This window comes from Jiella endophytica (assembly GCF_004519335.1).
GTDB lineage: Bacteria > Pseudomonadota > Alphaproteobacteria > Rhizobiales > Rhizobiaceae > Jiella > Jiella endophytica.
This window is the reverse complement of the sequence record NZ_SOZD01000001.1, coordinates 578,986-592,567: the sequence shown is the minus strand read 5'-3', so window position 1 is coordinate 592,567 and position 13,582 is coordinate 578,986. Positions and strand designations below refer to the sequence as shown.

Genomic DNA, 13,582 nt, shown 5'->3' with positions numbered 1-13,582 from the left:
GATGCGGATGGAGGGCGCTCGCCCTCCCCGCCGCCTTGTCGAAGTCAGGCGGGTTGCGGCTGATAGGGCATGAAGCGCTGCATGATCACCCGGTAGGGAATCAGCGCGACGGCCGCGATGGCGAGTTTCACCGTGAAGTCGCCGATCGCCCAGGAGACCCAGCGCGGCGCTTCCCCCGGGAGCACGCCGAGCAGCCTGGCGCTTTCCAGCGCGAAATCGTCGTTCGATCCGATGAAGCCGAAGACCGGCGCGAAAGCGATGGTGAAGAAGGTCAGCGTGTCGAGCACCGAGCCGCTCAGCGACGAGGCCACCGGCGCCCGCCACCAGCTGTCCTGGCGAAGCCGGTTGAACACCGCGACGTCGAGGAGTTGGGCGAAGAGGAAGGCGCCGCCTGAGGCGACCGCGATGCGGAACAGCCGGTCGGCGGTGCTCGAAAAGCCGAGCAGTCCGAGATCGTAGAGAAGCGGCGGCACCACGAGCGAGCAGGCGACCGCCGCGGCAAAGCCTGCGAACACCACCCGGCGGGCAACGCGCGGGCCGTAGCGCCGATTGGTGAGGTCGGTCACCAGGAATGCGAAGGGATAGGTGAAGGCGCCCCATGTCAAAACGTCGGCGAGCTGCAGCCCGCCCACCTCCGCGAAGACGGGATATTGCACGGCGACGTTCGAGGCGAGGACGATGACCGCCATGGCGGCGACCGGAAGCGCGTAGATCTTCGAGATCGACATTTTTTTATCCTGGGTGATGGAACCAGCGGACGGATTGTCGGCGGATGATCGCATCGGCCGACGCGAACGAAAAGTGCGCCGCTCGGGCGCACCTTCGACTGCCTTGGCGGGATGGCTTGAAGACCCCTGTCCCGCGGATCGACGCGCCGATCAGGCCGCGACGGTTTCCTTGGTCTCGGCGACCTTCTTGGCGATCTGCCGCTTCAGGAGCCGGGCGCGCTGCGACAGCTCGGTCTCGCGGGCCTTCAGGAGAAAGGCGTCGAGGCCACCGCGATGCTCGACGGTGCGCAGCGCATGGGCCGAGACGCGCAGCCGGAAACGCTGGCCGAGGGCGTCGGAGATCAGCGTGACGTTGCACAGATTGGGCAGGAAACGCCGACGCGACTTGTTGTTGGCGTGGGAGACGTTGTTGCCGGTCAGGACGGCCTTGCCGGTCAGTTCGCAAGCGCGTGACATCGGATCACCTTTTTTCGCATTGGCGTCAAACCCTTCGAGCGCGCGCCGCCGGTAGGGCCGGCGCGATCATCGCTTCACGGGCATGATCGGGAAAATCCCGCGCTCTATAGTCGTGATCGTTAAAGGCGTCAAGCTCGCCGGGCCCCTGCAAAGGAACACGCGACTGTGGCTTTCGGCCAACTCGCCAAGCTCTGCCACAAGGCTGTAGAGTCGGGCAACCATCCTCCTGCCGGCAGCGTTCCGGCAGCGTCCTGCCCCTCTCGACTTGCGGCCCAGTTCCATGCGTTTCAGGCGAATCGCGATCACCATCGCCACTCTCGGCAGCCTCTGTCTGTCCGGGCCTCCGGCGGGCGCTGCCGACGGCCAGAAGGTCACCACCGAATACGGCATGGCGCTGATCGGCTTGATCATCGGCAAGGCGACCTTCGACACCGTCATCGACGACCGGCGATTCTCGGTCAGCGGCCGGATGTCCTCGGCCGGCCTCGGCTCGCTGGTGTCGAAGACCGGCGGCACCAGCGAGGTTTCGGGTTCCCTCGCCTCGCGCGGCTTTGCCGCCGAGCGCTACGGCCTCGACTACACCTCCGACGGCAAGCGCTGGACGAGCGACGTGCGCTTCCGCTCCGGCCGGGTGACGAGTTCGAATGTCAGCCCGAAGCGCTCCCGGGACGAGAAGCCGAGCTACGTCCCGGTGGAGCGCTCGCAGCTCGCCTCGGTGGTCGATCCGCTGAGCGGCCTGATGATCCGCACCCGCGATGCTTCCAGCGTCTGCCGCCGCACCCTGCCGCTCTATGACGGCTGGTCGCGGCTCGACCTGAAGCTCTCGCCCGGCGGCACCCGCGCCGTCTCCCTCGACGGCTTCAAGGGCGATGCGGCGGTCTGCAAGGTCCGTATCGCGCCGGTCAGCGGTTACGATCGCAAGTCCCGCGGGCTGAAGTTCCTGCAGAGCCAGACGATCGAGCTGTGGTTCGCGCCGATCGCCAGGCCCGACGTCTTCGTCCCCGTCTATGCCCGCATCCCAACCACCATCGGTCCGCTGACGCTGCAGGCGACCTCGGTGTCGGTGAAGTAGTTCGCCGCCGCCCGCCGCCGCGATCGCTGCAGACGGGCCATGATCTTTTTACGATGACGAGAATGTTTAGCGGTCACAGCGCCCTTCCCCAGCGATAGCGGGTGACAGCGGCCAAGCTTTGATCCATGGTTGCGCCGCATTGCTTGGACGCCATGGATCTCGCCTTCCGATGAAGCTCGTCGCCGCGCTCGTCACACTTCTGATGGCCAGCCTTTTCGCCTCTTCTTCCTTTGCGGAAAAGCGCATCGCCCTCGTCATCGGCAACGACGCCTATCAGCATCTGCGCCAGGACAACCAGCTCGAGCGCGCCGGCCAGGACGCCCGGTCGATCGGCAATGTCCTCGAGGGCATGGGCTTCACCGTGCTGCGCGGCACCAACCTGCCCCGCACGCAGATGCTGCGGATGATCCGGCAGCTGCGCGAGGAGGTCGAGCCCGGCGACATCGCGCTGTTCTTCTTCGCCGGCCATGGCGTCGCCATCGACGGCACCAACTACCTCTTGCCGACCGATATCCGCCCCGCGGGCGAAAAGCGCATCACCGAGGCGGCAATCCCCGAGACCCGGATCGAAGGCGATCTCCTCGATGCCGGCGCGCGAACCGCCATCCTGATTCTCGACGCCTGCCGCGACAACCCGTTTCCGCAGGTCGCCCAGCGTTCCACCGGCCGCGCCCGCGGCCTCGATGCCTCGCGGCCGACGCCGGGGATCTTCAAGATGTTCTCCGCCGGCACCGGACAGGCGGCGATCGAACAGCTCGGCGACGGCGACCACGATCCGAACTCGCTGTTCACCCGCGTCCTCCTCGGCGAATTGCCGAAGCCGAACCAGAGCCTCATCGACATCACCTACGCCGTGAAACGCCGTGTCCTGGCGCTCTCGGACCACCGGCAAAACCCCGCTTATTACGACGGCGGCTTCGCCAATGACGTCTATCTCGCCGGCCGCCCGCCCGAGGAGCCGGCGGCGGCCCAGCCCGTCGAGCCGGAAAAGCCTTCCTGCGCCGGCGCCTCGGCGCATTTCGCCGTCGCCCAGAAGCTCGGCACCCGCGAGGCGCTGGAGGCTCATCTCTCCTTCTACGGTCACTGCCCCTATGCGCCTTTCGCGAGAGCGCTGCTCGACGGCATGGGAGAGGAAGATGCGCCGCAGGTCGTCCTGTCGGCGCCGCCGAAGGTCGAGGGCGCGGCGGCGATGGCCGAGCTGCGCAAGGCGGTGCAGGCCTGCGACCGTCTCGCCGCCAGCGAGGCGGACAGGATGCGGCCGCGCGGCGTCTCCGGCGTGCCCTTCGACAAGATCGATGCCAAGTCGGCGGTGCCGGCCTGCCGGCAGGCCGTCGAGGCGCGGCCGGACGATGCGCGGATGCATTTCCAGCTCGGCCGGGCGCTGAAGGCTTCCGGCGGCTCCTTGAACGATGTCGTCGCCTCCTACCAGAGGGCGTCCGAGCTCGGCTCGCCGCTCGCCGATGCCAGCCTCGGCAGCATGTATGTCGCCGGCAACGGCGTTCAGCGGGACTATGCCAGGGCGCTCGCGCTGTTCCGCAGCGCCGCCGATCACGAACTGCCTGTCGCCCAGCACAATCTCGGCTCGATGTACGAAAAGGGCCTCGGCGTCGACCGCGACTTCGCCGAGGCGCTCGTCTGGTACGAGCGGGCGGCCGAAAGCGGCCACCGCGCCGCCCATGGCGCCGCGGCGCGCATCCTCACCGGTCCGGGTTACGGCAAGATCGGCCATTATGCCCGCGCCGCCGAGCACTGGCGCGCCGCCACCGAGGCCGGCGACGCCGATGCCGCGCTGAAACTCGCCATCGCCATTCGCGACGGCCAGGTCGAGCCGCGATCGCCCGAGGAGATGATGGAGAGTTTCGACGCCGCCGCGCGCACTGGCCGCGCCGACGCGCTGGTCGCCCTCGCCCAGATCCACTACGAGCGCCGGCACTATCGCGACGCCCTCGATCTCGCCTATCGGGCCTATGACATTGCCTCGGGTGCCGGGATCGACACCGAGAATGGCTGGTTGCCGCTGCAGTTCCTGTCGGCCTCGCTGGTCGTCAAGGTCGTCAGGCAGGCCCGCATGCTGCCCCGCTCGCAGGCTGAATACGAGATGTTCCGACAGGACTATCCCGCGGAAGGGTTCCGGCGCTTCACCATCCGCGTCACCTGTGGCGAGGCGGAGATTCCCTTTTCGCTCTACGCCTGGAACTGGACCCGCGACCACGACATGGTCAATCCGCAGCTCGAATGGCTGGAAAAGGCCAGGCACTGCAAGGTGCCGGCAGACATCGGCAAGAACTTCAGCAGCGCCTTCGCTGCCGCCCGCAAGCGCGACGTCGGCTTTGCCGAGCTGATCGTGACGACGCTGAAGGGCGCCCGCAAGGAGACCGCCGACCTCGCCGGCGACACCCCCTGAGATCAAAGCTGCGCCGCATCGTCCGCCGGCCGATGCCGCCATCTTGACCTCCCACTAGCCAAGCGAGCGGCTGCATCGCTAAGCTCGGCTGGTTTTTGTCGTCCATCAAAGGGGGTTGGTCCATGCAACGCGTATCGAGGCGGCTCGCGGCCGCAGCGTCTCTGGCAGGTCTCGCGGTCGGGCTCGCCGCCCTCCCGGCGCTCGCTCAGGAGACCTCCGGCAAGGGGCTCTGGTCGCTCTATGACGAGACCCTGAAGGGCGCCAAATATATCGACCTCACCCACACGATCACGCCGAAGATCCCGGTCTGGGCCGGCTTCGCCGATCCGACCTTCGCTCCCGCCAAGGCCGGCAAGGACATCGAGGGCTATGCCGCCAAGGGTGACACCTACAGCTACGAGAAGCATGGCTTCGAGGCGACCGACTATCACCTGCCGACCGATCAGCTCGGCACCCAGCTCGACCCGCCCGCCCACTGGGCGCCGGAATATCCGGCGATCGACGAGCTGCCGGCGACCTACACGCTGCGCCCGCTGGTGGTGATCTCCATCGTCGATCAGCTGAAGGACGATCCCAACTACGCGCTGAAGGTCTCCGACATCGAGGCATGGGAAAAAGAGAACGGCGAGATCCCCGATGGGTCGGTGGTCTTCGTGCGCTCCGACTGGTCGAAGAAATGGCCTGACCCTGCCCTTGCCACCCTCACAAAGTTCCCGCAGGTCGGCCTCGACGCGCTGAAGTTCCTGCACGAGAAGCGCCACATCCTGTTTCACGGCCACGAGCCGCTCGACACCGATTCGACGCCGGACCTTGAGGGCGAATACTGGCTGATGCACAATGGCTATGCCCAGGCCGAGGGTGTCGCCAATCTCGACAAGGTGCCGGCGACCGGCTGCCTCGTCTCGATCGGCTATCCGAAGTTCGGCGGCGGTCTCGGCGGCTATGCCCGCTACGTCGCGGTCTGCCCCTCCGACTGGCAGTATGGCGTCGCCATCGGGGCGAATGACGCGCCGCTGCCGAAATCCGACAAGCCGCTGCATTTCGACGAGGCCGCCGGCATGCGGGTCCGTTAAGGCAGCACGGCCTGCTGTCTCTTGCAGGCCGACACCGGCGCCGGGCGAGGTGTCGGCCGTCGCCCGGCCGGATTGTCGCCGGCGGCAGGCGGAACTATTCCGTCTTGCTTCCGTCGGAGTTCGACTTGGTGATGACCGGCTTCTCGCCGGGCTCGTGAGACATCGACATCGTCCGGCTGGTCGCGTCGTCGCCGTGGATCTTGGTCTTGGTGCGGGATTTGGAGAAGGTTCCGCCGTCCTGGGCGCTGGCCCGCGACTTCGCATCGAGCTTGTCGTCCTTGGCCTTGATCTGCGTCCGGCTGTCAGTCTTCCCCTCGACGGCGGCTGCCGAACCGCCGGAGGCGATCGACCCGGCGTAGTTGCCATCTTCGTCGGTCGATGCGCCGCCGGTCCCCAGCGTCGTTGCCGAGGTCCCGCCGGCCGACGCCGTGCCACCGCTTCCAACGACCACGGGATCGTCGGCCCGCGCAGAAATCGGCGAGGCCAGCGCGACCGCCCCCGCAAGGAGGATCGTCAGTCTGGTCATGGTTTCACTCCTCGTTTTCGATGACATAGCAGTGGCCATCCGATGCGGTGACGGTCGTCCGGCCTGACGGGCCGGTGGAGGACGCCATTGCTGCGGCGCCCGTGCCGGATGTCGTCTGCGTCGTCGTCGACCCGGCAACGCTGTTCGAAGTCGTCACCTGGCCGTTGCCGGCGGTCACGGACGTCGACATGCCGTTACCCCCGGCGGTCGTGCCGGTTGTCGTCGAACCGGTCACGGTTCCGTCGCCTGCTTCGATCTCGCTCCTGCTGCCGCTCGCCTGCATCTTGGCGGCAAGGCTCGGATTTCGCTCGAGTTCGCTTCGCTTGAGGACGGTGCAGGTTCCGGCCGACGCAGGCACGGCGCCAGCAAGGGTCGTAACCGCTGCAGCGCAGAGGATGAAGGTCATGGCACGCATGGATTTGCCTCCCATTCGTTGGAATGGCCGGCCCCCGTCGGGAGCCGGCCGTTTGTCGCGAGCCGTAGACTCAGCACTTGTCCTTCTTGGACTGTCCCGGAGGGCAGCTCTTGTTGGAATCGTCGTCCTGAGCCGCGCTCGCAGCGCTGCCGCCGGTGCCGACCGAAGACGACGTCATGCCGTCGCCGGCCGAAGTGCCACCGGTGCCCATGGTCGAGGCCGAGCCCGCCGCTGAGCCGTCACCGCTCGCGGCGGCGCTGCCGCCCGTGCCGACCGACGAGGACGACGTACCGTCCCCCGCGGACGTGCCACCGGTGCCGAGCGTCGAGGCCGAGCCCGAACCCGAGCCGTCACCGCTGCCGCTGGTCGCCGCCGAACCGCCGGTCCCGACCGACGAGGACGACATGCCGTCACCTGCGGAGGTGCCACCGGTGCCGAGCGTCGAGGCCGAGCCCGAACCCGAGCCGTCACCGCTGCCGGCCGCGCTGCCACCGGTCCCGACCGACGAGGACGACATGCCGTCGCCTGCGGAGGTGCCACCGGTGCCGAGCGTCGAGCCCGAGCCCGAGCCCGAGCCGTCACCGCTGCCGCTGGTCGCCGCCGAACCGCCGGTCCCGATCGTGCTGGACGAGGTACCGTCCTGGATCATCGTGCCGCCGGTTCCGGTCGTCGACGAGGAGGTCTGTGCATAGCCAAGCCCGACGCTGCCGGCGAGAAGGATCGTGGCAAGAGCTGTTGTCTGGAGGTATTTCATAAGTTTTCTCCCAGTGGTTACATCCGCCTCTTCAAGCGAGTGCGAACTGGCCGGGAAAAGTCCTTGGCGAACAATTGCGTTCCTTGCCAAAATGTCGCAGATTCAAATAGATAAATGCTCTGTTCATCTGCGGTTCATCTTTCCCCTAAAGGCATCAAGACGGCAGGGAGGGAAGAAAGACGCCGGTCGCGGCCATTCTCAACGGTTGCGGATCTCGGCCGGCATCGGTCGCAATGCGCCACCGGCCGCGAAATGGCCGCGTCTCAGCGGCGAAATCTTTTTTCCGTTCATCGTCTTGAGGCGGAAACCCGCGGTCATCGGCGGGCTCTCACACCGTCCCACGAACCAAACCGGGACGCGGAAGCACCATCGCGAGCGATTGCCGGCCTGACATGCTCGTGTGATCGAGCTCTCCCGCTTCTGCCTGCCGTCCTCAGCTTCGTTAGCCACCCACGCGACCTCTTGGCATTCCTTGCCTCCAACGGGTTGCGGGAGAAGGCCTCCGGGCTATGTCGAGGTAAGCAAGCCAGACAATATCGGTTGAAACGGGGGTAGCGGCATGAGCGTGACGGACGGCACGACGAGACGGGGTGCGGGTTACTGGGCGGTGGTGGTTCTCGCCGTGGTCATCGTGCTCTTCGGCCTGCCGATCTTGGGCGGCGGCGCCTATCTCGCCTGGCTCGGCGGCTCCTGGTACTACGTCTTCGCCGGCATCGGCCTCATTCTGACCGCCTGGTTCCTCGTCCAGGCCTCGATGGCGGCGGTCTGGGTCTATCTCGTCACCTGGCTCGGCACGCTTGTCTGGGCATTCTGGGAAAAGGGCTTCGACTGGTGGGCGCAGGTGCCCCGGCTGGTCGCACCGACGGTGATCCTCCTGCTCGTCCTCCTGACGATCCCGGTGCTGCGCAACGCTGCGGCCAGACGCGCTGCGCCGCGCTCCGGCACGCCCGCCCCCTCGGTGGCCGAGAGCGCGCCGCAGTCCGCGGGCGCCCGCCGACAGCGCCCGGGCGGCACCATCATTCCCACCGCCCGCTGATTGCCCGACCTGATTTGGAGTTGACGATGACCAGACGCTTTTCGCGGACCGGCCGGGCGACGGCGCTCGCCACGATCCTCACCCTTGCCGCCTCGCCCTATGGCGCCCTTGCCCAGGATGCGCCCGCAGCACCCGAGCAGGCCGCGCCCGCTGCGACGGCGCCGGATGCGGCAACGCCTGAGCAGCCGGACGCTGCGGCTCCGACCGGCGACGCCGCCCCGGCTGCCGGCCAGCCGGACGGCGCGACCACCGGCGATCCCGTTGCACAGCCCGGCGAGCCGGCTGCACAGGCCGGTCAGCCCGGCGGCGAGGCCTCCGGCGAGACGAATGGCGACGCCGCCGAAGCCTCGGGAACCGCCCTCGCCGCCCGTTCTCCGGCAACACAGCGGCAGGTCGGCTCCAACTGGCCGTTCTGGGGCGGCGGGCCGAACGCCACCCGCTTCTCCCCCCTCGACCAGATCACCCCGGACAATGTCTCCGAGCTCGAAAAGGTCTGGACCTACCGCACCGGCGACATGCCGGACGAGAAGACCGAGGGGAAATATTCGCCGGAAGGCACGCCGCTGAAGGTCGGCGGCAGCCTCTATCTCTGCTCGGCGATGAATGTCCTCGCCTCCGTCGATGCGCGCACCGGCAAGGAGAACTGGCGCTACGACCCCAAGGTCTCCGACGATGCCATCCCCTATGGCGCCACCTGCCGGGGCGTTGCCTATTACGAGGTCCCCGACGCCCCGGCCGATCAGGCCTGCGCCGCGCGGATCATCGAGGGGACCCTCGACGCCCGGCTTGTCGCCGTCGACGCCAGGACCGGCGAGCCCTGCGCCGATTTCGGCGACAACGGTTCGGTCGATCTCTGGCAGGGCATCGGCGACAAGGTGCCCGGCTGGTATGCGGTGACGGCACCGCCGGCGATCGTGCGCGGCATCGCGGTGACCGGCGCGCAGGTCAAGGACGGCCAGGCCGAGGACGCCCCCTCCGGCGTGATCCGCGGCTATGACGCGGTCACCGGCAAGCTCGCCTGGGCCTGGGATCTCGGCAATCCCGAGCTCACCGGCGCCCCGCCCGAGGGCGAGACCTACACCCGCGGCACCCCCAACATGTGGACCCAGGCGACCGCCGACGAGGAGCTCGGCCTCGTCTATCTGCCGCTCGGCAATTCCTCGGTCGACTATTACGCCGGCAACCGTTCCGACGCCGAACATCAATGGGCGAGCTCGCTGGTCGCCATCGACGTTGCCACCGGCAAGCCGGCCTGGCACTTCCAGACCGTCCACCGCGACGTCTGGGACTACGATCTCGGCAGCCAGGCGACGCTGATCGACTTCCCTAACAAGGACGGCGACGGCACCACCCCGGCGATCCTCTTGCCGTCCAAGCAGGGCGACATCTACATCCTCGACCGCGCCACCGGCGAGCCGCTGGTGCCGGTCGACGAGGTCGAGGCGCCGAAGGGCGGCGTCGAGCCGGACGTCTATTCGAAGACCCAGCCGAAATCCGGCTATCACACGCTGGCCAAGCGCGACCTCACCGAGGCCGACATGTGGGGGATCACCCCGCTCGACCAGCTGTTCTGCCGTATCGCCTTCCGCAAGGCGTCCTATGACGGCATCTACACGCCGCCCACCACCGACCGCCACTGGATCGAATATCCCGGCTACAACGGCGGCTCGGACTGGGGCAGCGTCGCCGTCGACACCGACAACGGCGTCATCGTCGCCAATTACAACGACGTGCCGAACCATAACCGGCTGATCCCCCGGAAAGAGGCCGACGAGCGCAATCTGAAGCCGATCAACGAGAAGCAGCCGGGCGACGAGGGCGGCACCAAGGCCGAAGGCGCCGGCGATCCCCAGGCCGGCGCGCCCTATGCGATCGACGTCAATGCCGGCTGGCGCGCGCCGGTCACCGGCATTCCCTGCAAGCAGCCGCCGCTCGGCGGCATCACGGCGATCGATCTTGCGACCGGCAAGACGCTGTGGGACCGCCCGCTCGGCACCGCAAGGCGCAACGGCCCCTGGGGCATCCCGTCCTTCCTGCCCTTCTCCATCGGCACGCCGAACAACGGCGGCTCGGTGGTCACCAAGGGCGGCATCATCTTCATCGCCGCCGCGACGGACAATCTGATCCGGGCGATCGACGAGAAGACCGGCGAGACCCTGTGGTCCGACGTGCTGCCCGCCGGCGGCCAGGCCAATCCGATCGTCTACGAGGAGGACGGCCGAGAATATCTGGTCATCCAGGCCGGCGGCCATCACTTCATGGAGACGCCGGTCGGCGACTACTACATCGCCTACGCCCTGCCGGAGGACTGAGGGGCGGCGGGAGGCACGTGCTCGTCGAACGGCCGGCAAGCCTCCTGCCGGCCGCTGCCGATGACGATTTCTCGCGGCGATCTTGCAATCCGCGTTGCGCAGTTTCATTGTCGGTCGGGGACTCTTCAGCGCGCTTGGCGAGACTGTGAATGCCGGCTTTTTCGCAAAGCCCAACGCGCTTTCAAGATGGGCGATAGCGTCAACTGATGCGACACTGACGCGACGCGTTGGCGTCGCTGCAGCAAGCACGGATTCTGGTGTTTTGAGCGTAAGAACCGAGCTATCTCAACACGAACAGCACCAGCATTCCGCATCCCCGGACGGGAAGCATCAAGATCTTGTTGCCAGACGGCATCGGCTCGAAAAGGCGATCGCCAAGTCGCCGCAGCCGTCGGCGGACAGACTGGTGAATCTGGCAGCGTTATGTAACCGGATGGGCGACCCCACGGCAGCGTTGAAGGCCGCCGATCAGGCGATCATTGCCGATTGCGACAATATCACCGCCCGGCGCATCGCGGGTGGCGCAGCAATAGAGCTTGGTCTCGTCGATCGAGCCGCCGAGGAGAACGATCGCATCCTGCGCGTACCGAATGCGCAATCCACCGATCAGGCTCTCGCGCTTCGGCATCTCATCAACTCCGGCAGGATCGACAATGCTCGAGGGCATCTGCTCCGAATTGCTCACGAAGGGTGCCGCGATCTTCTCGTCCTGATGTATGTGCGACAGCTGCCGGCCGATGACGAACTGAGGCGCCTTGCAGTCGACGCCGCACGGGCGGTTCCCCTCGATGCAGACCCCGCTCGGCGCCGACAGGCTGCACAGATTCTCCATCACTTCGGCGAGCCTCTTCCGGCGCATCTCGACGCACAGGCGGATTTCGTTCCCCCCGATTTGCCGCCGACGCGGCCATTGGCCGATCTCGATCGGAACGGCGCGGTCAAGATCGCCAGTGCTCGACACTCCCGCGGCACGGTCCTCGTCTTCACTGGCCTTGCAGCGAAGGCGTCGCTATCGCTTCCGGTCTTCGACCGTTACATGGCGGGGCTCGAGGTCTCCACGATCTACCTGACAGACATCAGGCGCTGGCTGTTCATGCGCGGCATCAGCGAGCTGGCGGCAGGTTATGATGAGACGCTGGAGGCGCTGCGAGAACAGATCGCTCGCCTCGGCGCAGGTCCGGTGACGACCATCGGCACATCGGCCGGGGGCTACGCCGCGATGCGTTACGGCGTGGATCTGGGAGCCGCCGCAACGTTGTGCTTCTCTCCCCCGAGCAATCTGACGGCCGAATTTCTCGCCGAGGATCGACGCGGACAGCTGGTGGCGAAGCGGCTGCAAGCGCTCGATGCCGAGATGCTCGATCTGCGCCCCCACCTCCTGGCTCGAGAAGCGGTCAATCCCATCGACATCTTCTACGGTGCGGGAATGCCGCAGGATCGCAGGCACGCCGAGCATCTGCGCGGCGTGCCGGGTGTCACCCTGCATCCCCTCGACACGATCGATATCCACGGTACGATGAAAACCATGGCCGCCGCAGGCACTTTGGCCGCGACTTTAGAGCGGCATGTCGCACGGCGCACGAGCGAATTTCCCGAGCCGGAGCCGGCCGACAGGCAATTCGTCGGCTCGGCGATACAAGGTGCCTAGTGTCGGATCCGGCGCCTGACATTTGCTTTCGTGCAGCAGCGCAGCCCGGCGCGATGGCGGAAGGCACATCGCCGGTTCGGCTGCGTCCTGCTCGCGAGGATCAGCACCCGAGGCTTCAGGCCCGCTACCGCGCCATGCGCAGCCGCATCGGGACGATCGTATCGAGCAACTACGACATCTCCGACGTCTGTAATCTGACCTGCGAGGGGTGCCTCTATTTCTCCGGCCTTGCCTACAAGGCGCGCCGCGAGGTGAAGGCGATGGAGCGATGGGACGATTTCTTCGCGAACGAGGCGGGCCGCGGCGTCAATTTCGGCTACTTCGCCGGCGCTGAGCCTTCGCTCGTGCCCGACGTCTTGCGCGCCGCACAGCGCTCTATTCCGCGCGGGGTGGTGTTTACGAACGGTATCAAGCGCCTGCCCGCCGACATCCGCTATCGGATCCATATCTCGCTCTGGGGCGACACCGCGGACGCAGCCGCGTTGCGCGGGGCATCCAATGGTGAAAAGGCGCTGCGCAACTACAGCGGCGATGCGCGGGCTCTGGCCGTCTACACGATCAACCGGACGAATATCGACTCGATCGCACCCGTAGCAGATGCCTGCGCGGCCCATGGCGTGCCGCTGACCTTCAGCTATTTCTCTCCGACCGACGACTATCTGACGCGACTTGCCATCCAGAGCACAGAGGAAAGCGACTACTTCCGGCTCGGCGCGCAAGGGGTCGGGCTCATCATGGGTCGGGAAGATTTCGAACGCGCCAGCAGAGCCATCACTGCCGCGTCGGATCGTCATCCGGATACTGTTCGCTACAACATGGCCTACGATCGGTGGGTGACGCGACCTGAAGGGCTTTACACGCTTGACGATCAAGGACTGCCTCTCGACTGCGGCAATCGTCTTACGCGCAAGCACCGTCACTACAATGTCGACCTCAGCGAAAACGACGGCAAGTGCTGCTCCCCGAACATCGATTGTCGGGAATGCCGCGCTTATGCGCAGAGCTATGCGACGATCCTGAATCGATTGAGATCGTTCACCCGAAGCGACGAATCGTTCGAGATGTGGCTGGATGTCTGGGCCTCCTGGGCCGATCTGTTCCTTCTGCCCGAACGACCCCTCACGCCGGCGTCGACATGATCATCGTTGCATGGGGCGG

General features: G+C 66.7%; 12 protein-coding genes. 7 read left to right on the top strand and 5 right to left on the bottom strand.

Going from position 1 to position 13,582, the window contains the following annotated elements:
* Positions 1–44 precede the first annotated feature (44 nt).
* Positions 45–728, bottom strand: coding sequence for a queuosine precursor transporter (locus E3C22_RS02755; protein WP_134759964.1), 684 nt, complete (start codon positions 726–728; stop codon positions 45–47).
* 150 nt (positions 729–878) lie between these two features.
* On the bottom strand, positions 879–1,184 hold the full coding sequence (gene rpmB, locus E3C22_RS02750; protein ID WP_134759962.1) for a 50S ribosomal protein L28: 306 nt from the start codon (positions 1,182–1,184) through the stop codon (positions 879–881).
* 280 nt (positions 1,185–1,464) lie between these two features.
* Between rpmB and E3C22_RS02745 the strand changes: the two genes are divergently transcribed.
* From E3C22_RS02745 to E3C22_RS02735, 3 genes are all read left to right on the top strand, one after another.
* Entirely contained in the window at positions 1,465–2,256 is a 792-nt protein-coding gene (locus E3C22_RS02745; RefSeq protein ID WP_134759960.1) for a DUF3108 domain-containing protein, read from the top strand.
* Positions 2,257–2,425: 169 nt separating this feature from the next.
* Positions 2,426–4,660 carry a DUF2610 domain-containing protein gene (locus tag E3C22_RS02740; RefSeq protein WP_134759958.1) on the top strand — a complete coding sequence of 745 codons (2,235 nt, stop codon included), beginning with the start codon at positions 2,426–2,428 and terminating at the stop codon, positions 4,658–4,660.
* 122 nt (positions 4,661–4,782) lie between these two features.
* A complete protein-coding gene (locus tag E3C22_RS02735) occupies positions 4,783–5,733 on the top strand; it encodes a cyclase family protein (RefSeq protein ID WP_134759956.1) in 951 nt (316 codons plus the stop codon).
* Between the two features lie 94 nt (positions 5,734–5,827).
* Here E3C22_RS02735 and E3C22_RS02730 read toward each other — a convergent pair whose 3' ends face one another.
* The 3 genes from E3C22_RS02730 to E3C22_RS02720 all read right to left on the bottom strand — a co-directional run bounded on the left by E3C22_RS02730 (position 5,828) and on the right by E3C22_RS02720 (position 7,191).
* Entirely contained in the window at positions 5,828–6,259 is a 432-nt protein-coding gene (locus tag E3C22_RS02730; protein ID WP_134759954.1) for a hypothetical protein, read from the bottom strand.
* Between the two features lie 4 nt (positions 6,260–6,263).
* Positions 6,264–6,674 carry a hypothetical protein gene (locus tag E3C22_RS02725; protein WP_134759952.1) on the bottom strand — a complete coding sequence of 137 codons (411 nt, stop codon included), beginning with the start codon at positions 6,672–6,674 and terminating at the stop codon, positions 6,264–6,266.
* A gap of 70 nt (positions 6,675–6,744) precedes the next feature.
* Positions 6,745–7,191 carry a hypothetical protein gene (locus tag E3C22_RS02720; protein ID WP_425364954.1) on the bottom strand — a complete coding sequence of 149 codons (447 nt, stop codon included), beginning with the start codon at positions 7,189–7,191 and terminating at the stop codon, positions 6,745–6,747.
* Between the two features lie 796 nt (positions 7,192–7,987).
* Here E3C22_RS02720 and E3C22_RS02715 point away from each other — a divergent pair.
* The 4 genes from E3C22_RS02715 (at position 7,988) to E3C22_RS02700 (ending at position 13,563) form a co-directional block, all read left to right on the top strand.
* Positions 7,988–8,464, top strand: a complete 477-nt coding sequence (locus tag E3C22_RS02715) for a hypothetical protein (protein ID WP_206026894.1) — start codon at positions 7,988–7,990, stop codon at positions 8,462–8,464.
* Positions 8,465–8,490: 26 nt separating this feature from the next.
* Positions 8,491–10,776: a pyrroloquinoline quinone-dependent dehydrogenase gene (locus E3C22_RS02710; protein ID WP_134759948.1), complete on the top strand. Its 2,286-nt coding sequence runs from the start codon at positions 8,491–8,493 to the stop codon at positions 10,774–10,776.
* Between the two features lie 406 nt (positions 10,777–11,182).
* Positions 11,183–12,424 carry a tetratricopeptide repeat protein gene (locus tag E3C22_RS02705; RefSeq protein ID WP_167591601.1) on the top strand — a complete coding sequence of 414 codons (1,242 nt, stop codon included), beginning with the start codon at positions 11,183–11,185 and terminating at the stop codon, positions 12,422–12,424.
* 53 nt (positions 12,425–12,477) lie between these two features.
* Positions 12,478–13,563: a hypothetical protein gene (locus tag E3C22_RS02700; protein ID WP_134759944.1), complete on the top strand. Its 1,086-nt coding sequence runs from the start codon at positions 12,478–12,480 to the stop codon at positions 13,561–13,563.
* Positions 13,564–13,582: the final 19 nt, after the last annotated feature.